The 20,270-nt window shown below is 67.1% G+C and carries 19 protein-coding genes and 1 pseudogene; 9 read left to right on the top strand and 11 right to left on the bottom strand.

What is annotated here, in order from left to right:
* Positions 1-5 precede the first annotated feature (5 nt).
* Genes ACFQDH_RS22165 through ACFQDH_RS22155 form a run of 3 tightly spaced genes read left to right on the top strand, consistent with a single transcriptional unit; the run spans position 6 to position 2,828 of the window.
* Positions 6-1,430 (top strand): phosphomannomutase/phosphoglucomutase, encoded by a 1,425-nt coding sequence (locus tag ACFQDH_RS22165; RefSeq protein WP_382404525.1) that lies wholly within the window; start codon positions 6-8, stop codon positions 1,428-1,430.
* Entirely contained in the window at positions 1,427-1,633 is a 207-nt protein-coding gene (locus ACFQDH_RS22160; RefSeq protein ID WP_382404524.1) for a Trm112 family protein, read from the top strand. The genes ACFQDH_RS22165 and ACFQDH_RS22160 overlap by 4 nt, the downstream gene beginning before the upstream one ends.
* A 13-nt stretch (positions 1,634-1,646) precedes the next feature.
* Entirely contained in the window at positions 1,647-2,828 is a 1,182-nt protein-coding gene (locus ACFQDH_RS22155; RefSeq protein ID WP_382404523.1) for an SIS domain-containing protein, read from the top strand.
* Here the strand turns inward: ACFQDH_RS22155 and ACFQDH_RS22150 are convergent.
* Entirely contained in the window at positions 2,822-4,030 is a 1,209-nt protein-coding gene (locus ACFQDH_RS22150; protein ID WP_382404522.1) for an MFS transporter, read from the bottom strand. The two genes, ACFQDH_RS22155 and ACFQDH_RS22150, sit on opposite strands and share 7 nt — an antisense overlap.
* Before the next feature lie 183 nt (positions 4,031-4,213).
* On the opposite strand from ACFQDH_RS22150, the gene ACFQDH_RS22145 reads away from it, so the two are divergent.
* Both ACFQDH_RS22145 and ACFQDH_RS22140 read left to right on the top strand, forming a co-directional pair.
* Positions 4,214-5,584 (top strand): mycothione reductase, encoded by a 1,371-nt coding sequence (locus ACFQDH_RS22145; RefSeq protein WP_382404521.1) that lies wholly within the window; start codon positions 4,214-4,216, stop codon positions 5,582-5,584.
* A 52-nt stretch (positions 5,585-5,636) separates the two neighbouring features.
* Positions 5,637-6,563, top strand: a complete 927-nt coding sequence (locus tag ACFQDH_RS22140; protein WP_382404520.1) for a DUF808 domain-containing protein — start codon at positions 5,637-5,639, stop codon at positions 6,561-6,563.
* Between the two features lie 6 nt (positions 6,564-6,569).
* On the opposite strand, the gene ACFQDH_RS22135 is transcribed toward ACFQDH_RS22140, so the two are convergent.
* From ACFQDH_RS22135 to ACFQDH_RS22115, 5 genes are all read right to left on the bottom strand, one after another.
* The gene (locus tag ACFQDH_RS22135; RefSeq protein WP_382404519.1) at positions 6,570-6,998 is read right to left on the bottom strand and encodes a protein-tyrosine phosphatase family protein; all 429 of its coding nucleotides are present in this window, start codon (positions 6,996-6,998) and stop codon (positions 6,570-6,572) included.
* Positions 6,999-7,092: 94 nt separating this feature from the next.
* Positions 7,093-8,328 (bottom strand): YVTN family beta-propeller repeat protein, encoded by a 1,236-nt coding sequence (locus ACFQDH_RS22130; RefSeq protein WP_382404518.1) that lies wholly within the window; start codon positions 8,326-8,328, stop codon positions 7,093-7,095.
* Positions 8,315-9,184: a polysaccharide deacetylase family protein gene (locus tag ACFQDH_RS22125; RefSeq protein ID WP_382404517.1), complete on the bottom strand. Its 870-nt coding sequence runs from the start codon at positions 9,182-9,184 to the stop codon at positions 8,315-8,317. Before ACFQDH_RS22125 ends, ACFQDH_RS22130 begins: the two co-directional genes overlap by 14 nt.
* Before the next feature lie 159 nt (positions 9,185-9,343).
* Entirely contained in the window at positions 9,344-9,793 is a 450-nt protein-coding gene (locus tag ACFQDH_RS22120; protein WP_382404516.1) for a GNAT family N-acetyltransferase, read from the bottom strand.
* A complete protein-coding gene (locus ACFQDH_RS22115; RefSeq protein WP_382404515.1) occupies positions 9,790-10,812 on the bottom strand; it encodes a phosphotransferase in 1,023 nt (340 codons plus the stop codon). The genes ACFQDH_RS22120 and ACFQDH_RS22115 overlap by 4 nt, the downstream gene beginning before the upstream one ends.
* A gap of 241 nt (positions 10,813-11,053) precedes the next feature.
* On the opposite strand from ACFQDH_RS22115, the gene ACFQDH_RS22110 reads away from it, so the two are divergent.
* Positions 11,054-11,899, top strand: a complete 846-nt coding sequence (locus ACFQDH_RS22110) for an alpha/beta hydrolase (protein WP_382404514.1) — start codon at positions 11,054-11,056, stop codon at positions 11,897-11,899.
* On the opposite strand, the gene bioD is transcribed toward ACFQDH_RS22110, so the two are convergent.
* From bioD to bioB, 4 genes and pseudogenes are all read right to left on the bottom strand, one after another.
* A complete protein-coding gene (gene bioD / locus ACFQDH_RS22105; protein WP_382404513.1) occupies positions 11,896-12,564 on the bottom strand; it encodes a dethiobiotin synthase in 669 nt (222 codons plus the stop codon). The two genes, ACFQDH_RS22110 and bioD, sit on opposite strands and share 4 nt — an antisense overlap.
* The gene (locus tag ACFQDH_RS22100) at positions 12,561-13,712 is read right to left on the bottom strand and encodes an 8-amino-7-oxononanoate synthase (RefSeq protein WP_382404512.1); all 1,152 of its coding nucleotides are present in this window, start codon (positions 13,710-13,712) and stop codon (positions 12,561-12,563) included. Before ACFQDH_RS22100 ends, bioD begins: the two co-directional genes overlap by 4 nt.
* Entirely contained in the window at positions 13,709-15,064 is a 1,356-nt protein-coding gene (locus tag ACFQDH_RS22095) for an adenosylmethionine--8-amino-7-oxononanoate transaminase (RefSeq protein WP_382404932.1), read from the bottom strand. The genes ACFQDH_RS22100 and ACFQDH_RS22095 overlap by 4 nt, the downstream gene beginning before the upstream one ends.
* Before the next feature lie 106 nt (positions 15,065-15,170).
* Positions 15,171-16,156, bottom strand: a pseudogene (gene bioB, locus ACFQDH_RS22090) (biotin synthase BioB); the annotation flags it as partial.
* Between bioB and ACFQDH_RS22085 the strand changes: the two are divergent.
* From ACFQDH_RS22085 to ahcY, 3 genes are all read left to right on the top strand, one after another.
* Positions 16,149-16,760, top strand: coding sequence for a TetR family transcriptional regulator (locus tag ACFQDH_RS22085; protein WP_382404511.1), 612 nt, complete (start codon positions 16,149-16,151; stop codon positions 16,758-16,760). The pseudogene bioB and the gene ACFQDH_RS22085 overlap by 8 nt on opposite strands.
* On the top strand, positions 16,750-17,292 hold the full coding sequence (locus ACFQDH_RS22080) for a DinB family protein (RefSeq protein WP_382404510.1): 543 nt from the start codon (positions 16,750-16,752) through the stop codon (positions 17,290-17,292). The genes ACFQDH_RS22085 and ACFQDH_RS22080 overlap by 11 nt, the downstream gene beginning before the upstream one ends.
* Positions 17,293-17,393: 101 nt before the next feature.
* Positions 17,394-18,830, top strand: a complete 1,437-nt coding sequence (ahcY, locus tag ACFQDH_RS22075; RefSeq protein WP_382404509.1) for an adenosylhomocysteinase — start codon at positions 17,394-17,396, stop codon at positions 18,828-18,830.
* 58 nt (positions 18,831-18,888) lie between these two features.
* Here the strand turns inward: ahcY and ACFQDH_RS22070 are convergent, their stop codons facing one another.
* The gene (locus ACFQDH_RS22070; RefSeq protein ID WP_382404508.1) at positions 18,889-20,205 is read right to left on the bottom strand and encodes an FAD-binding oxidoreductase; all 1,317 of its coding nucleotides are present in this window, start codon (positions 20,203-20,205) and stop codon (positions 18,889-18,891) included.
* Between the last annotated feature and the right edge of the window lie 65 nt (positions 20,206-20,270).

The following is a 20,270-nucleotide window of genomic DNA, read 5'->3' as shown; positions in this document are numbered from 1 at the left end:
CCCTTGTGACATCGCCTCGACTCGCCGACTTCTGCAAGGCGTATGACGTTCGCGGCCTCGTGCCCGACCAATTGAACGATGACGTGGCTTTTGCGATCGGTGCGGCCGTCGCCCAAGTGGTCGCGGTCCCGGACGGTGCGACTGCGATCGTGATCGGCCACGACATGCGCCCGAGCTCACCGAGCCTTGCCGATGCGTTTGCCCGTGGAGCGGCGTCCGTCGGCGTCGACGTGGTGCAGATCGGGTTGTGCTCGACCGACGGTCTCTACTACGCCAGTGGTGCGCTCGACCTGCCAGGCGCGATGTTCACGGCGAGCCACAACCCCGCGCAATACAACGGCATCAAGCTGTGCCGCTCGGGCGCTCGGCCGGTCAGCCGAGAGACCGGCCTCACCCAGATCACCGAGATCGCACAGGCCCGCTTGGACGACCCGGCCGGCGCGCCGCCGGCAGCGGATGTCGTCGGTGAGATCACTCACCGAGACGTGCTGGGCGACTACGCGAAATTCTTGCGCGGACTCGTGGACCTGTCCGGCAGCCGGTCACTCAAGGTAGTCGTCGACGCCGGCAACGGCATGGGCGGACACACCGCCCCGGCGGTGCTCGACACCGGGGCAGGTTTGCCCCAGCTGCCTCTTGAAGTCGTGCCGCTCTATTTCGAGTTGGACGGGACGTTCCCGAACCACGAGGCCAATCCACTGGAACCGGAGAACCTGCGGGACCTACAGCGCGCTGTCGTCGAGCACGGAGCCGACGTGGGGCTCGCCTTCGACGGAGACGCCGACCGGTGTTTCGTGGTCGACGAGCGCGGTGAGCCGGTCAGTCCCTCTGCGGTCACCGCTTTGGTCGCGACCCGGGAGATCGCGAAAGCCGGTGCCGGCGTCCCGGTCGTCTACAACCTGATCTCGTCCCGCGCGGTCCCCGAGATCATCGCCGAGCAGGGTGGCCAGCCGGTCCGCACTCGCGTCGGTCACTCGTTCATCAAGGCCGAAATGGCCTCACACCAGGCGATATTCGGTGGCGAGCACTCCGCGCACTACTACTTCCGGGACTTCTGGTTCGCCGACACCGGGATGCTCGCCGCAATGCACGTGCTGGCTGCCCTCGGCGAGGGGGACCGGCCGCTGTCGGAGTTGGTTGCGTCATACAGCCGGTATGTCGCCTCGGGCGAGATCAACTCGCGGGTGGCCGATGGGGCAGCAGCGACCGAGCGTGTAAGCGAATGGGCGCGACAGCAGGGCGAGATCGAGTCCGACACCCTCGACGGCCTGACGATCGCGCACGTCGGTGAGCCGATGTGGTGGCTGAATGTCCGAGCGAGCAACACCGAGCCACTGTTGCGTCTCAACGTCGAAGCCGCCGACCGTGCGACGATGGAGACCGTGCGCGACGGCGCCCTGCAGCAGATCCGTGAGGAGATTCAGGCATGAGCATGACTATTGACCCGTGGCTACGCGAGATCCTGCGCTGCCCCGTCGGGCTGCACGAGCTGGTCGACGCCACCGGCCCGGACGGGTCGCCTGAGTTGCAGTGTGCCGCCGACTGCGGCGCACCCGGGCAGCGGCGCGGTTATCGCATCGACGGCGGCGTGCCGGTGCTGCTGGCCGACGAGTCCCGAGTCTTCACAGTCTGATTCGTCGTCGACGATGCCTTCTCTGGATGAAGCAGTACTCGACGATCCCGACGAGCTCGCTCGCCGGGACTCCCGAGAGACACTGCGTGCGCTCGCAACCGCCGGAGCGCAGGTCCGCGAGGCGGTGACGCTGTCGACCGAGGGCGGCATCGACCGGGTTGCCTACGGTGAACGGCCGCGGTCGGTCGTGGTGGCCGCACTCGGTGGCAGTGCTGTTGTTGCCGATGTGCTCGAGATGCTCGCTGAGCCGTCGTCGCCGGTGCCGGTCACGGTTCGTCGCAACCTGCCGCTGCCCGGTTGGGTGGGCTCGCTCGACCTGGTGATCGCGGTGTCGTTGTCCGGACGAGCGGAGGGGCCCGTCGCGGTCGCCCGGGAGGCGGCCCGTCGCGGTGCCGCGCTGCTCACCGTCGGGGCCGAGGACTCACCACTGGCGGAGGTCAGTCATCGCGCCCGCGGCGTCCACATCGGTGTCGGACACGGCCGGACATCGTCGCGAACCTCGTTGTGGTCGTTGCTGACTCCGGTTTTGATGGCGGGCGACGGTCTCGGCCTGATCGACGTCCCGCAGTCGGTCCTTCCCGACGTCGCGTCCCGGCTCGACGAGCAGGCTGAGGCCTGCCGGCCGTCCTCCGAATCGTTCGTGAACCCCGCCAAGCTGATCGCGGTGCAACTCGCCGAGACGGTGCCCGTCGTGCTCGGTGACGGGCCGCTGGCCGGTGTTGCGGCGCGACGTGCTGCGACGATGCTGGCGCAGACCGCACGCATTCCCGCGACGTGGGGAGAGCTGCCGGATGCGGCATCGCAGGTCGTCGCCTGCTTCGACGGACCGTTCACCGCCGGCGGCGGGTCGGGTGCCACCGGCGCGCGCCAGGCCGACATCTTCGCCGACCCGTTCCTGGATGCGCCCGCACAGCCGAAGCTCGGCCTGATGATGTTGCGCGATGCGCCCCTTCAGCCGCCGACACCGGAGAGCGATGCAGCCCGTTCGCTCACCGAGGCGGTGCTCGGCACCGCTCGTGGTGCCGGCGCGCGAGTCATCGAATCCACCGCTACCGCAGGGCATCCCGTCGCCCGTCTGGCGGAGCTGATGGCACTGACCGATTTCGCGTCGACCTACCTCGCCCTCGGTTTCGGCGTCGATCCGGCAGTGTCGCCGCACGTCGCCGACCTGCGCGACCGCACGTCCGATCAGTAGTCCGCGGTTGCCGCTGCCGGACGTCGTCGGATCAGCACGAGGTCGGCGGTGGCCACGGCCAGCAGCACCACGGCGGTGATGGCGAAGACGGGTCGCAGGCCCAGATGGGCTCCGACATACCCGCCCATCAGCGGTCCGGTGACCTGACCGACGTATTGCGCAGAGACCGAGAGCCCCAGAACCCGGCCGACCACGTTGTCCGGGACGCGGTGCCGGATTGCCGCGATGATCGCCGGCATTAGCCCGCCGAGGGCGGCGCCCATCAACAGGCGCAACACCGCGAGCACCACGACGTTCGGTGCGGCGGCCTGCGCCAGGAGCGCAAGGCCGGCGGCGGCGAGCGACCCGACGATAACGGGCAGATGTCCGATCCGGTCGGCGAGGCGACCCAACCGGGGAGCGCACGCGATGCTGCCAGCAGCGCCGAGCGCCATGATGATGCCCGCGGCGAACGAGGCGTGCTCGGTGTCGGACAGTTCGCCGACGAAGAGCGTGATGGTCGGCTCCACCGACATCGTCGCGAACAGCAGCAGGCTCGAGGTGACCAGCAGCATGAGGATCGTCCCGCGGTGCGGCAGCTGCGACCACGCGACCCGATTGTGCTGGTGCTGCGGGGATTTCGGTGTGTGATCCTCGTGCAGCAGCGTCGCGGTCGCTATGAACGCCAGGAAGATCAGGACGCCGGCCAGCAGGAACGTGGTGCGTACGCCGATGAGCGCCGGCGCGAAGCCACCGAAGAGCGGTCCGACGATGTTGCCCGCCATCACCCCGCCGGACAGCACCCCGAGCGCCCACGCACTGCGTTCCTTCGGCGTCTGCGCCGCAACCAGGATCGTCGAGCCCGAGGCGTAACCGCCGAGCAGGCCGGTCAGCAGACGCAGTCCGACGAGTTGCCAGACGTCCTGCGCCAGGCCGATGCAGGACATCACGATCGCCATACCGAGGCTGGCGCGGATGAGCATCGACTTGCGACCGAAGCGGTCACCGAGCGCTCCCCACAGCGGTGCGGCGAGCGCCGCGGTGAAGAACGTTGCGCCATACGCGATGCCCGACCAGCGCAGCACCGAGCCTTGGCCGTGGACCCCGAGTTGCTCCACGAAGATCGGCAGGTAGGGGATGAGCATGGTCATCGCCACGATCGTCGTGAACGAACCACCCACGCAGACAACGAGATTGCGTCGCCAGTAGGTGCTCTCCGTCATGCCGCAAGGATCCTCCGTGTTGTCCAATATGTGAACATCCATCTCGCCATACGAGTCGAGCGGGTCGAGCGCCGTCCTGAGTAGCCGTGAGGAACGAGCGGCGTATCGAAGGGTGCCGGGGGAGCGCAGCGGAGGAGGTGTATCGGGACCAGGGCTGTTTTCGGCGCGGCATACGCTTTGTTCGTGACGCATTTCGACTTGGCCATCATTGGCACCGGCTCCGGCAACTCGCTCGTGACGCCCGACTTCGACGACAAGCGCGTGGCGGTGATCGAGGAGGGGCTGTTCGGCGGGACGTGTCTCAACGTGGGGTGCATCCCCACCAAGATGTTCGTGTATGCCGCGGAGGTCGCGGACACGATCCGCGGGTCCGGTCGGTATGGCGTGGACGCGACCCTGGACGGCGTGCGGTGGCGCGACATACGGGACCGTGTGTTCGGGCGGATCGACCCGATCGAGGCGGGTGGCCGCGAATACCGCGAGAACGGCGCGAATACGACGGCATACGAGGGACATGCGGAGTTCGTCGGGCCGCGCGAGCTGCGTGTGCAGGTCGGCGACCGGGTCGAGGAGGTGACGGCTGACCAGGTGGTGATCGCGGCCGGAGCGCATTCGGTGGTGCCCGAGGTGATTTCGGAGTCTGGTGTGCCGTTCCACACCAGCGACACGGTCATGCGCATCGATGAACTTCCTTCATCGATGGTCATTCTCGGCGGGGGCTTCATCGCCTCGGAGTTCGCGCACGTCTTCAGCGCGCTCGGTGTCGAGGTGCGCATCGTGACACGCGGTCCGGCGATGCTGCGGGCCGAGGACGCGGAGATCAGCAAGGAGTTCACGTCGCTGGCGGGGCGGCAATGGGACGTGCACCTGAACGCCAAGGTCATCGGCGCCAAGGGCGCCGCGAACGAAGTCGTGCTGGAACTCGACTCGGGGGAGCTGGTCAGCGGTGAGTTGTTGCTCGTCGCCACCGGGCGCCAGCCGAACACTGCACGACTCGGTCTTGAAAAGGCTGGTGTGGCAACGCATTCCGACGGTCGGGTGAAGGTGGACGAGTTCGGCCGAACGAACGTCGAGGGCGTGTGGTCGCTCGGTGATGTGAGTTCGCCATACCAGCTGAAGCACGTGGCGAACCACGAGGCGCGGGTCGTGGCACACAACCTGACTCACGCCGACGACCTGCAGGCGTTCGACCACCGGTTCGTGCCGTCCGCGGTGTTCACCCACCCGCAGATCGCGTCGGTCGGTATGACGGAGGCGGATGCTCGCGAAGCCGGCGTCGACGTCACCGTCAAAGTCCAGAAGTATGGCGACACGGCATACGGCTGGGCGATGGAGGACACGACCAGCATCTTCAAGGTGATCGCCGACCGGCATACGAAGCTGATCGTCGGCGCGCACGTGATGGGGCCGATGGCCAGCACGCTGATCCAGCCGGTGATCCAGGCAATGAGCTTCGGCCAGACGGCACCCGACGTCGCGCGAGGGCAGTACTGGATCCACCCGGCACTGGCCGAGGTCGTCGAAAATGCGCTGCTGGGGCTCGAATTCGACTGACGAGGCCGTCGCGGTGACCGGTTACTGGGCGTTTCCTGCATAAACTTCGCCCATGGCAGGTGGACTGGTAGCGCTGCTCGACGACGTCGCGGCACTGGCAAAACTCGCAGCGGCATCGCTGGACGACGTCGGCGCGGCGACCGGCAAGGCGAGTGCGAAGGCCGTCGGTGTCGTCGTCGACGACACAGCCGTCACCCCGCGGTATGTCGAGGGCTTGTCGGCCAACCGCGAGTTGCCGATCATCAAGAAGATCGCGATCGGCTCACTGCGCAACAAGCTGCTGATCATTCTGCCAATCGCGTTGATTCTCAGTCAGTTTGCCGAGTGGGCGCTGACGCCGATCCTGATGCTCGGCGGCACGTATCTGTCGTTCGAAGGTGCGGAGAAGGTGTGGGAGGCGCTCACCGGGCACCACGAGGAAGCCGAGGACGGCCCCAAGGACGAGAAGAAGGTCGTCTCCGGCGCAATCCGCACAGACCTGATCCTGTCCGCGGAGATCATGGTGATCGCGTTGAACGAGGTCGATCACGAGCCATTCCTCCTGCGGGCGGCGATCCTGATCGTCGTCGCGCTGCTGATCACCGCGCTGGTGTATGGCGTCGTGGCGCTCATCGTGAAAATGGACGACATCGGACTCGCCCTGGCCGACGGCGCGACCGGTGTGCGGGAGCGGATCGGCCGCGGGCTGGTCACCGGTATGCCGAAGGTCATGGCGGTGCTGTCGACCGTGGGCATCGTGGCGATGATGTGGGTGGGCGGGCACATCCTGCTGGTCGGCTTCGACGAGATCGGCTGGCATGCGCCATACAGCCTGGTGCACCATATGGAGCACGCCGTGCACGACGCCACAGGTGCGGTCGGGTCGGTGCTGGGCTGGCTGGTCAACACCTTCTGCGCAGCGGTATTCGGTGCGATCGTTGGAGCGATCGTGGTGGCGGTCCTGCACGTCATACCCGGTAAGGCGAAGCCGTCGGAATGAGCCGGCTCAGCGCGCGAAGTCGCTGACGAAGTCGACCTGCTCAGCAGTTTCGATCGCGCGACCGTCGTATTCGGCGCGGACCAGGTCGACCGCCGCGCCGGGCGTCAGCCCGTCGAGTACGGCGAGGCAGGCCAGCGCGGTGCCCGTGCGGCCGAGGCCGCCCAGGCAGGCGATCTCGACGCGTTCGTATGTCGCCCGCTGCCACGCGGCCGTGAGTTCCTCTCTTGCGGCCGCTGGGTCGACGGGCAGCCCGAAGTCGGTCCATTCGACCCAGGTGTGGTCCCACGGCACGCCACGCACTTCGTCGGCGAGCAGGTAGAGACCGAAGTCGGGATCGGGTGACAGCTCCGGGTGTGCGGCCAGCCCTCGGCCGCGGATCAAACGACCCGACGGCAACGCGATGACCCGATCATCGCGGGTGCTCCACTGACTCACGAGTGCGGTGCGTTCAAAGTTGCTTGACAGCCGCTTCGCGCCCGACCAGTAACTTTGCCCACGTCCGTACCTGTTCTATTTCTCACTACCGGCACTAGCGCATGTTGCCGGTGTGGCCGAGAGAGAAGCGCCCGGGCTGTGGCCAGACGAGCAGACCGTGTGGTCCGGGGTCGACCGCAATACGGTGGATCAGCTTGCCGGTGCGCGTGTCGAAGACGTAGACCACGGAGTTGTATCGCCCCGACAGCCACAGCTGGCTACCGTCCGCGGAAAGCCCGCCCATGTCGGGTGACCCACCGCCCGGAATCCGCCATTTGGCAATGGGATTCAACGTCCGAGCGTCGAGCACGCTGATCGAGCCTTCGTCCCGGTTGCTGACGAAAATCCGTTTGCCGTCGCGTGAGGGGTAGATGCCGTGTGCGCCCTTTCCGGTCGGGATGAAGCGTTGCTCGGCGAAGGTGCGCGCGTCGAAGACCCAGACGCCGTTGCGCAGCATGTCGGCGACGAGGTAGTGCCTGCCGTCAGGGGCCAGCCGCACGTCCTGTGGCATCGAGGAAGCGCCCTTGTTCAGGCTCGCGGCCGGCCCACCCATGCTCTTGGCCATCTTGGGGTCCGTCGCCCCGGGAGTGTGAATTGCATTGAGGTCAATGACCTTCTTGATTTTGGTCGCATCGCTGTTGATCACCAGGAGCTTCCCGCTGAACTCGCACGACGCCACGAAGGTCGTGAGATCGGCGGTGAAATCGGCGTGGTTGACGCCGTTACACGGCACGTGCAGAGTGCGCTGGAGCGCCATGGTGTGGGGGTTCCGCACATCAATGCGGTTCAGTGCTTCGGCCATGACGAGGGCATGTTTGCCGCCGGGCGTGAAGTACAGGTTGTAGGGGAAGGCAACCGGGATCGCCCGGCCGGGCTTGCCGGTGACCGGGTTGATCGGGGTGAGGCGATTTCCTGCGTCGCTGTTGACCCACAGGGTCCGCTCGTCATAACCCGGAACGACATGTTCGGGGGATGCGGCCACGTCATACGTGGCGATGATCTTGAACGTGTGCGGATCGATCACCTGCACTCGCCCGGACAGTTGCTCCGGGACGTAGACGAGATCTCGTGCCCGCCGAGCGACCGCGCTGATGTCGGCCGTGCCGTTCGTGTGGGCGTAGACCGGCAGCCCGTCGGGGGCGAGCCCGAACGCGGGCGGTGTGCTCTTGCGCGGGGCTGCCGCCGGTGCAGCTGTCGCGCTGGAGGTGTGCGCGGGCGTGCTCGTCGTGCTGCATGCCGCGAGGGTCGTCGTCGCTACGGCGGCGAGGACGACGCGACTAGTGCGTGACAACAACGGGATCTGCTGACACAGCGAGCAGGCCGGTGACGGTGCGCGGTCGAAATCCCTTGGCGGTCAACGAGTCCAAGAGCGTCGGGAGGGCGTCGAGCGTCCCCTGGTGCCCGAAGTGCAGACTGATGATCGAACCTCCGCGGACGGTCGAGAGCACGTTGCGGACGACGGCATCGGCGCCCGGGTCGGTGTAGTCGAGTGAGTCGACGTCATACGAGATGCAGCGATGGTAACCCGCTGCCCGCGCCGCGGCGCGGATTGTCGGTGTGCTCGTCGGCGTGCCGGACGGCCGGAACAACGGCCCGGCTGTATGTCGAACCGCAGCGACCGCGGCGGCACCCCGAGAAACCTCCGTGTCAGCCTGGGCGGCGGTCAGGGTGCGCATCGGCTGATGGCTCCAGGTGTGGTTGCCGAGGTCATGCCCGTCAGTAAGGATCCGTTGCAGGAGATCGTGATTGGCTGCGGCCCACGTGCCGACCGCGAAAACTGTCACCGGTGTCCGTCGTGCTTTCAGCAGGTCGAGGAACTGCCTGACCAGCCCGGCGGGACCGGCGCCGTGGAAGGTGAGCGCGATGTCCCTGCTGGTCCGCGGACCGGCTTCGATGTCAGGCCCGTCCGACGTGAGAATGGACGGCTTCGAGGCGGCAGGTGAACTCTGCGGCGACGGCGGGGCTGCCTTGTTCGATGCGCTGGTGCTGGCCGTCTGATTCGTCGCACTGCTCGTTCCGGAAGTGCTGCAGGCGGTCAGCCCAGCGGCGATTGCGGCAGCGCCGGTGACGACGGCAGTTCTCCGACCGACCAGTCGCTCACCGTCCGGTGGCGGGTCTTCGGCAGGGCGGTTCAGCGATCGTTGCATGAGCAATGAATATCGGATGTGCATGAGTGTTTGCCAAAAGTCTCCTGAGTGGTCCAGGGGAGTCACGTGTGCTGCGGCAATGAGATTCAGGGATAGGAGGGTGTCGGGGCTGAATCGTCGGCTCGCATCCGATTACGGGCTGTTCGACGAAGGTATCGGTCACAGCTGCAGCCGGTAGACGTTGGTGTCGCGCTGCTCGAAGCCGGCACGCTGGTAGAGCCGATTCGCTGCATCCCGGCTGGGTCGTGAGGTGAGATCGAGGGTGCGTGCCCCGAGCTCGCGAGCCCGATCGGCTGCCGCTTCGACGAGCGCCATACCCGCACCCGACCCGCGTGCGGCGGACGAGACCACGACATCCTCAACCCACGCCCGGATGCCGGTAGGGATCGGGAAGGTCGCCAACGTCAGCATTCCGACGACGTCCTCGTCTCGAGAGGCGATGAATAGGTCGATGGCGTCGTGAGCCACCAGGGTCTCGAGTGCGGCATACCGGAGCGAAGGCGCAGAAGAAGAGAGCTCAGCGACCAATTGGATTGCGGCAGAGTGCAGCTCGGGCGTTACCTCACGAACGAGGACGACATCGACACCGCGTGGGGAGCTGAGATTCACGGACCAAACTTATGGGACCGGAGCGATTCGTGAGGCTTTGTTGACGGTCGTGGCAAGTCTGCCGCAGTCGCGACGCGCTCAGGTAAGCGGCGTAAGTCGGCATCCACCTGTTGACGCGCCTCGGCGACCCGGTGGTCCTCGGCCGACAGCAGTCCCGCGGCGACGCGGAGACAGCGATCGAGCCAGTCGAGACCGATCCGCAAGTCGTGTGCGAGCAGGGTGGCGCCCGGCTCGAACGCGTCGCCGCCTTCGCGGAAATACGCGGACAGGAAGACGTCGACGATCGCCGGGCTTGTCCAGCTCGCCAAAGACATCGCCGTGCGCATCGCTTCTTCCGCGGGCAACCACGGCGCCGCAACGTCCCAATCCACCAACCAAACGGTGCCGTCTGTGAGCAGGAGGTTCTTCTGGTCGATGTCACCGTGCGACATGACCCTGCGCCCGTCGGGGCGCCGGACGAACCACTCCCGAATGGTCGCGACCTCGGGCACGATCCGCTCCGCGTCCTGCGCGTATGGCGAACCGACCCGCTGCAGCTCCGTGACGAGCTCGGGCCAAGCGTCACAGGTCTCGGTGGTTGGTGTCGGGAAGACGTCCTGACGCGTCGGCGCGACGTGAAGGGCATGCATGATCGCCAAGTCGCGTGCGACGGCACGGGCAATGTCCTTCGAGACAGGCCCGTCGGGGCACGGGCGGGAAGTGTCGATCCATTCGTGTGCTCGGAAGGTCCGCCCGTCGAGGTCAACCAGCGCATCGCCGGCACTGGTCGGTAACGGTCTCGGCGAGTGCACACCGGCATCGACGGCGCGCAGCTCGAAGCGGCTCGCCTCCGCGAGCCACTCGCGCCAAAGCGGGTCACCCCACGGATTGAGCAGCTCCTTGATGGCGTAGTGCCCTCGGGTCGTTCGAACCGACCACACCTGGTTGGACCACGCCCGTCCCACCTCGTCGACGGCGACCACGTCTGTGGGCAGCCCGAACTCGGCAAGCAACCTGGCTGCCGCGCGACCCGGGTCCATGTGCTCCTTTCTACTGCGGTCGGGTGCGCTCCGGTGGCGTCTCGTCGACATCGGTCCACACCTCGGTGAGCTCGGCGATCAGGCCGTCGCGCTCGGTGATGAAGCTTGCGACTTCGTACTGCGCGGGCATCGATCCGATCGGTCAACTGTCGCAGGAGCTCTTCCGCGGTGGCCATGCTGCGACGTTAACCGGCACCACCGACACCGGGCGGGCGATCCGCGACGTCGTAGCCTCGGTGTCATGGCGAGTCGTCTTCCGTCCGTGCCGTTACCGATCGATCAGTCCGACGTCGTGTACGAGCATGGCCCGGACTCGATCCGTCGAGACGAAGTGTCCCGAGGAGTCACAGCCGACTTCACGATCAATGACAGCGAGATATACCCAGGCACCGAGCGCACTGTGTGGGTGCACCGGCCGGCCGGGAGCGGCGGCGCAGCTCTGCCGGTGATGTTTTTCCAGGACGGCTGGTGGTATCTCGATCCGGAGGACGACGTGCGCGGCGGGATCGTGCTGGACAACCTGATCCACGACGGCGCCATACCGCCGATGATCGGGGTCTTCGTCGACCCCGGCGTGTTTCCGGGAGTCGACGATCCCAGGAAACGTAAGAACCGGAACCTCGAGTACGACGCCTTCGACGACAGGTTCGCCGAGTTCCTCCTTCACGACGTCCTTCCGCGCGTCGACGAGATCGCGCCGACGATCGATGACCCCGAGTCGCGTGGCCTGTGCGGTGGTAGCAGCGGCGGCAACGGTGGCATCACCGCGGCCTGGCACCGACCCGACGCGTTCCGGAAGGTCATCGCCTTGGTGTCCAGCTTCGCGCAGATCCCAGGGGGCAACCCCTACCCGCGACTGCTCGCGACCACACCACGCAAGCCGCTGCGGATCTTCCTGCAGGAGAGTCATCGTGACCTCGGCTGGGATGAACCGGAGGACAACTGGTTCGCCGAAAACCTCCGCACCGCAGCGGCACTCGCGGAGGCGGCATACGACTTCCGGCTCGTCCTCGGCGAGGGCGGGCACACAGGAAACCACGGGGGCGTCCTCCTGCCCGATGCGCTGCGATGGCTCTGGCGCGACTAGCGGGGGAGTTGCGTCAACCACCCTGGTGCGCGCGCCACGAAGGCAGCACGCGAGAGCTGGCCAGCACCCGCGGGTATGGCGCCCAGCATCGGGACCTCACCTGCTTTGAGGGTTTCCCGGTTGCTCACCTCGACCGTTGACGGATCCGACGGCCACGACCCGACCACCACGCCGAGCGGCTGAATTCCCCTGGCCTGCAACGCTTCGAGGGTGAGTGCCGTGTGGTTCAGCGTGCCGAGCGCTGACCGCACCACCACGACTACCGACGCCTGGACCGCGCGTGCGAGGTCCGCGATCGTCTCGCCGCACTCGGTCAACTCCACCAAGAGTCCGCCGGCGCCCTCGACCAGTACCACGTCGCACGATCGCTCCAGCCGAGTGACCCGCTCGACGTGCTCATCGAGCCGGGGGAGCGTGGCCGACTCGAGAGCACCGGCCGGCCGCGGCGCCATGGGTGCAACCAACCGCACCCCGTCCTCACCCAATACGCCGGTCAATCGCTCGACCTCCGCGACGTCTCCCGGTTCGTCCCCGCTCACGCCCGTCTGTGTCGGTTTGTAGACCATCACGCGCCGGCCGGCAGCCGTCAGCGCTGCCGCAATCGCAGCAGTGGCAATGGTTTTGCCTACGTCGGTATCGGTGCCGGTGACCACCAACACGGTCATCGCAGCGACATTTCCGCGCTGCGATCCACCACGCTGCGAACCAGACCGGCCGCCTTCGCAACGTGCTCGAGCGGCAGGTCGGCGCGTGCAGTGACCCGCAGGCGTGACACGCCGTCCGGCACACTCGGCGGCCGGAAGCAGCCCACCAACACTCCCGCTGCCCGCAGTTCCTCGCGCGCCGCGACAGCCTCCAACGGCCCTTGCATCGGCACCGATTGCACCGCACCGGCCGCAGCGGTGATCCCGCACTCCCGCGCGATCACCGCGGCCCGCTCGTGCACGGCGGCCGCGAGCTCTGGTTCCCGGGCGACGATCCGAGCGGCTTCGGTCGCCGCACCCGCAGCGGCAGGGGCCAAGCCGGTGTCGAAGATGAACGTCCGTGCCGAGTTGACGAGGTGATCCCGCATCGGCGGGGCGGAGAGCACCGTACCCCCTTGCGCGCCAAGTGATTTGGAGAGCGTGGCAGTCACGACCAGGTCGGGTGCTCCCGCAAGCCCGAGTGCGTGGACCAGACCCCCGCCCTCGCCGGCGACACCGATCCCATGCGCCTCATCGACGAGCAGCAACGCATCGTGAGCGCGGCACACGGCACACAACTCGGCGAGGGGAGCGGCGTCCCCGAGAACGGAGTAGATCGACTCCACCGCGACCAGCACGCGCACCCCGTCGAGTCGACGCAGTCGCGCATCGAGATCAGCCGGGTCGTTGTGCGCGAAGACGTCGTATGGCGACCGCGACATGCGGGCCGCATCATGCAGCGAGGCATGCGCGTGCGCATCGAGCAGGATGTGCGCGCCACGCCCGGCCAGCGCGGTTACGGCGCCGAGGTTGGCTGTGTAACCGCTCGAAAAGGCAAGCGCAGCAGGCCAACCGGTGAGGTCGGAGAGCGACTCCTCGAGATCGCGGTGCACCGGAAGCGTGCCCGTCACGAGCCGCGAAGCACCCGCACCCGCGCCATACCGCTCCGCTGCGGCGACCGCAGCCGCAACCACTCGCGGATCACGGGAGAGGCCGAGGTAGTCGTTGGACGCCAGGTCGATCATCGTGTCGTCCCGGAGCACCGGGTCGGTGCGCTCGACACCGCGTTCGCGTCGCAATGCCGCGCGCTCGGCGAGCCACTGGTCCCAGCTCATCGGAGTGGTCTTCATCCGTGCACCTCCCGCACCGCCGCGATCATCCCCGCACAGATGGTCGCGACATCCTCGTCGGTGCAGACGTACGGCGGCATCGTATAGACCAGATCGCGAAACGGCCTCACCCACACGCCATTCCGGACTGCAGCGGCTGTCACCGCAGGTACATCGACCGGCCCATCGAGTTGTATGACGCCAACGGCGCCAACCACCCGCACGTCTCGCACCGACGCGAGATCGAGCGCGGGCGAGAGCCCGGTCCGCAGCGACGACTGGACCCGAGCCACGTTGCCGGACCAGGTGTCCTGCAGCAGATCGAGCGACGCCGACGCCACCGCGCAGGCCAGCGGGTTCGCCATGAAGGTCGGCCCGTGCAGCAGCGCGCCGAAGTCCGACTCGGTGATCGCCGCGCCCACGCGAGACGTCATCAGCACAGCGGCAAGCGATAGATATCCGCCGGTCAATGCCTTCCCGACACACATGACGTCGGGTGCCACATCGGCCCACTCGCAGGCGAAAAGCCTTCCGGTGCGCCCGAATCCGGTCGCAATCTCATCGGCAATCAGCAGCAGTCCGTGCTCGTCCGCCACTTCGCGCATCACTCGCACACATCGTGGGTCGTAAGGCCGCATCCCACCGGCGCCCTGCAGCACTGGCTCGACCACGACCGCGGCGAGCTCGCTCGCGTGCGCTGCTGCCAGGTCACGGAAGTCTCGCGACCACTGGGCGAGTTCGGCCTCATCGGTCACCCACTCGTCTCGGTCACCGTGAGCCTCGAGCCGGGCCAATGGCGGGCGCGGCGCAAAGACGTGCGAGGCAAGAACCCCTGGAAAGGCCGAGTGCATCCCGTCGACCGGGTCGCAGACACTCATCGCAGCGAACGTGTCGCCGTGGTAACCGCCGCGAATCGTCAGAAACCGTTGTCGCTCAGAGGAACCCGTCGCTGTTTGGTACTGCAGCGCAAGCTTCAGCGCGACCTCGACCGACACCGAGCCGGAGTCGGCGAAGAATACGTGCGCCATCGGGCCGGGCGCCATCGCGACCAGTCGCTCCGCAAGCCCCACCGCCGGCTCGTGGGTCAGCCCGCCGAACATCACATGACTGAAGTCGTCGAGCTGGCGATGTGCTGCCGCGTCGAGAGTGGGGTGCCGGTAGCCGTGCACCGCGCACCACCAGGACGCCATCGCGTCGACGACTTCGGCCGTCGAACCATCGGGACAAGTCAGCGACAGTCGGACCCCGGAGGCACCCGAAACGGCATACGGGACAGGCCCGTTCAGCGGCGCATACGGATGCCAGACCAGCCCTCTGTCGCGCGCGGCGACATCCCCGCCGCGGCGGGTGGCGAGTGTGGCCGCCTCACGCATTTGGCTGGAGCTCGGTGCCTGCGCCGCGGCGGCGTAGCGCAGGATCGTGCGAAACGGCTTGGTCTCGATACGCGGCTCGTTCCTCACCGCCACTCGACCCGCAAGAGGCCCCCAGCACCACGAAGCCGTTGTCCTTGATCATTGCCAGGTCGTCCTCGGCAGCCTGCCCTTCGGAGGTGAGGTAATCGCCCAGGAAGATCGAGTTGGCCAAGTGCAGCGCCTGCGCCTGCAGCGAGCGCAGGTGCATCTCGCGGCCCCCGCGATGCGAATCTCCTTGTCCGGACACACAAGACGAGCCATCGCCAGGATCTTCAGGCAACGCAGCGGCGTCAGTTCCCAGGTGTCCTCGAACGGGGTGCCGTCGAATGGCATCAGGAAGTTCACCGGGATCGAGTCGGATCCGATGTCCCGCAGTGCGAAGAGCGCCTCGACCAGTTGCTCGTCGCTCTCGCCGAGCCCCGCGATCAGCCCGGAGCAGGGGGAGAGGCCGGCTGATTTGGCCCGCTCCACGGTGGCGACCCGGTCGGCATACGAGTGGGTGGTGACGATCGTTTCGTGGTGGGACTCGGCAGTGTTGATGTTGTGGTTGTAAGCATCGACACCGGCGGACCGCAGCCTCTCCGCCTGGCCGTCCTTCAACAGGCCCAGGCAGGCACACACCTCGACATCGGGGTGTTCGCCCTTCAACGCGGTCACCATGTCCGACACCCGGTCGACGTCGCGATTGGTCGGACCGCGGCCGCTGCTGACCATGCAGATGCGGGTCGCACCGCCGCGCAAACCTGCTGACGCCTGCTCGATCGCCTCGTCGGTCTTGAGCCACTTGTACTTCAGGATGTCGGCGTCCGAACCGAGCGCCTGCGAGCAGTAATGGCAGTCCTCGGGGCACAGCCCGGACTTCAGGTTGACCAGGTAGTTGACCTTGACCGTGTTGTCGAAGTGAGCGCGCCGCAACCGGGAGATCGAGGCGGTCAGTGCCAGCACCTCGTCGTCCGGTGCGCGCAACACCGCCAGTGCATCGTCGGCTGTTGCCTGCTCACCTGTCAGGATCTGAGTGACGCGGTCGTCGAGGGACGAAGTATTCTTGAACACCGTTCAAGTATGCCGGGGCGAGCGCCACGCGCAACTGGAGGAGATAGCCATTCCGTTGAACCATGAAGATGTCATCGACGCCGCCGTCGAAGTGCTGCGCAAGCACGGCCTGGCCGACCTCACCATGCGTCGCCTCGCACGCGAACTCGACGTGCAACCGGGTGCCCTCTACTGGCACGTGGACAACAAGCAGACACTCCTGGTGCGGGTCGCCGAGCGGATGCTGGCCGAGGTCACCATGGCATCCGGCAGCGAACCGGTCGCCGGCATCAGGCAACTGGCCAGGGGCATCCGAGCCGAGGTCCTGCCGGTGCCAGACGGCTCCGACGTGGTGGCGCTGGGCTACGCGCTCGACCCCACCGCCGTGTCGGCCTTCGTCCGGCTGCGCCACCTCGTCGGTGAGTTGTGCGGATCCACGGCTGCCACCACGGCGGCGACGGACCTCATCGTGCACCACGTGCTCGGGGCGGTCGGAGTCGAGCAGAACAGGCGCGCAGCCGACCTGCCGACCAGGGGAGCCACCGCCGCCTTCGAGCGCGGCCTCGACCTCGCCCTGTCGTCGATCGCACCCACCACCGAACGAAGGACCGCCCATGGCAGCTGACGAGATCGTCCCGGACGGCAAGGACTGGACCTGGGTCGTCGAACGCCCTTGCCCCGATTGCCAATTCGAGGCCGGAGCGGTGACCGGGGACATGCTCGGTGCCCGGATCCTGCGAGCGGTCGAGCCGTGGCCGGAGGTTCTGCACCGACCCGACGCCCGCGAGCGCAAGAGTCCAGGTGTCTGGTCCGACCTGGAGTATGGCGCCCACGTGCGTGACGTCTGTCAGGTGTTTGACGGCCGCCTGCGGCTGATGCTCGATCAGGACGACCCGCCCTTCGAGAACTGGGACCAGGACGCGGCCGCGGTCGCCGGAAAGTATGCCGAGCAGTCCCCGCTCGTCGTCGCGGCACAGATCGGCCCGAACGCCGATGCGCTCGCGACCCGCTTCGACACGGTTCCGGACGAGTCGTGGGCTCGCACCGGGCGCCGGTCGAACGGCTCCACCTTCACCGTCCTCACCCTGGGGCAGTACTGCCTGCACGACCTCGTCCATCACCTGCACGACGTGGGCGGGCAGGCGTCGGACGGGTAGACTGCCGACGCTGGCGTGGGTGATGACCCTTGTTGTTTGCAGCCCAGAGGGGCGCGCCGGCTCGGACAATTGACAGCAACGATTAAGGGGAACGGACACCCATGTCCTTCGACTTCAAGGTCAAAGATCTGAGCCTGCACGAGGCAGGACGTCACCAACTTCGCCTGGCCGAGCACGAGATGCCCGGCCTCATGGCACTGCGCAACGAATACGCCGGTATGGCTCCGTTGAAGGGTGCCAAGATCACCGGGTCCCTGCACATGACCGTGCAGACCGCCGTACTCATCGAGACCCTCACCGCGCTCGGTGCGCAGGTGCGTTGGTGCTCGTGCAACATCTTCTCCACCCAGGACGAGGCGGCCGCTGCGGTCGTCGTCGGCCCCGACGGGACCCCCGAGGACCCCAAGGGCGTGCCGGTGTTCGCCTGGAAGGGCGAGACGCTCGAGGAGTACTGGGACTGCACCGATCTCGCGCTCAGCTGGCCCGAGGGCGACGGCCCCAACATGATCCTGGACGACGGTGGCGACGCCACGATGCTCGTCCACAACGGCAAGTCGTGGGAGGCCGCAGGCCAGGTGCCGCCCACGACCGACGAGGACCCCGAGGAGTTCCAGGTCTTCAAGGCGCTGGTGCGCCGCACGCTCACCGAGGACGCGCAGAAGTGGACCAAGGTCGCGGCCCAGGTCAAGGGCGTCACCGAGGAGACCACCACCGGCGTCCACCGGCTCTACGAGCTGGCCAAGACCGGCGACCTGCTCTTCCCGGCGATCAACGTCAACGACGCGGTCACCAAGAGCAAGTTCGACAACAAGTACGGCTGCCGCCACTCCGTCCTCGACGGTCTCAACCGCGCCACCGACGTACTCATCGGCGGCAAGGTCGCCGTCGTCTGCGGGTATGGCGACGTCGGCAAGGGCTGCGCGTCGGCGCTCGCAGGGCAGGGCGCTCGGGTGATCATCACCGAGATCGACCCGATCTGTGCGCTGCAGGCCGCGATGGAGGGCTTCCAGGTCGCGCGCCTGGAGGACGTCGTCGGCGAGGCGGACATCTTCGTCACCACGACCGGCAACTTCAACATCATCACCGCCGCGCACATGCAGCAGATGAAGAACAAGGCGATCGTGTCCAATATCGGACACTTCGACAACGAGCTCGACATGGCCGGCCTGGCCAAGATCGACGGCGTCGTCAAGACCGAGATCAAGCCGCAGGTCCACGAGTGGGCTTTCCCGAACGGCAACTCGATCATCGTGCTGTCCGAGGGCCGGCTGATGAACCTCGGCAACGCCACTGGCCACCCGAGCTTCGTCATGTCCAACTCGTTCGCCAACCAGACCATCGCCCAGATCGAGCTGTTCACCAAGCCGGGCGAGTATGACAAGCAGGTCTACGTGCTGCCCAAGCACCTCGACGAGAAGGTCGCCCGCCTGCACCTCGGCGCGCTCGGCGCACAGCTGACCGAGCTGACCAAGGAGCAGGCCGAGTACATCGGTGTCGACGTTGCCGGCCCCTACAAGCCGGATCACTACCGCTACTGAGACGAAGCCGAGGCCCGCGCCGACGAACGAGTTCGTCCGGCGCGGGCCTCAGTCGTGCTCACGGCGCCACGTTGTGGTTGCGCGCGAACACGTTGTCCGGGTCGTACTCCCGCTTGACCGCAACCAGCCGGGCGTATGTCGCCGGCGGGTATGCCGCAGCCAGGTCTGCAGGCGTCGCACTGCTCTGGAAGTTGAGGTAGACACCCGAACCGTGCGCGGCGACGTCGCCCCACGCTGTCAGCACTGCTTCCTCCTGACTTGCCCGGTCCGGCTGCGGCACCATCGGCATACCCAGGATCATCGCCTCGGCGTCGCGGTGCGCGAATGCTGTTGCGTCACAGGGGACTTCGCCATACGCGCCACCCAGCGAGCGCAACGTGACCGCGACCGACGGGGACGATCGACGGAAGCGGTGCAAGGCGTCGAGCGTGGCCGCGTCGAGCTCACGCACCAGCGTGTTCCGGCCGACCATTCGCAGCCCCGGAGGCGGGGCGGCGCCGGGCTCGAGGAGGTCGCCATACGCACGCTCCTTGATGGTCGCGCGGATGACCGACCCGATCCCGAGGAACGGCTCGATGGCACGATCCGCGGCGTCCGCGTCGCAGTCCGCCACATAGACCCGCACCATCGCGGTGGGTTCGCCGCTGCCAACCGCCGGCAGCAACGTGACCGCGCTGGTGACTTTCGTGGGGGCCTCCCGCATCACGTCCCGCCATCCGGCCAGCAGGTCGATCTCCTCGGACGGCTGGTAGGCGATCTCACCGAATTGCACGGTAGCCACCTCTGCAGCCATGAAGTCGAAATCGACCACCACGCCGAAGTTTCCTCCACCGCCCCGCAGTGCCCAAAACAGCTCGGGATGTTGGGCTTCCGAGGTGGCAACCATGGTCCCGTCCGCGAGCACCACCCGGGCCGCGACCAGATTGTCGATCGCCAGGCCATGCTTGCGCAGCAGCCAGCCGAACCCACCGCCCAGGGTGAGTCCGCCGACACCGACACCTGCGGTGTCGCCGGACGAGATCGCCCAGCCGAGTGGCCGCAGCGCCTCGTCGACCTGACCCCACCTCGCACCGCCACCGATGCGGACCAGCCGACGTTCCACGTCGAGCACGTCCACGTGATCGAGTCGCGCCAGGTCGAGCACGACACCGCCGTCAGACGTTCCGTGCCCGAGCAACCCGTGACCCCCGGACCGCACCGCGATCTCCAGACCGCTGCGCCGCGCATGCAGGACAGCGTCAGCCACCTCGCCGCGGGTCGACGGTCGTATGACGATCGCCGGGCGACCCTTCGCGAAAAGCACCTGCGCCGCGTCGTCATACCCGACATCACCGGGCACCAATGAGTCGGGCAGCGTCGTCAGGTTGGCCACCATGACTTCTCCTTCATCCGAAAACCGTTGCAGCACAATGCTGTCGATAGATCGATGGCGGCGCGTCA

Origin of the sequence: Flexivirga alba (assembly GCF_042661025.1) — a bacterium.
Lineage (GTDB): Bacteria > Actinomycetota > Actinomycetes > Actinomycetales > Dermatophilaceae > Flexivirga > Flexivirga alba.
This window is presented reverse-complemented; position numbering and strand designations above follow the sequence as displayed.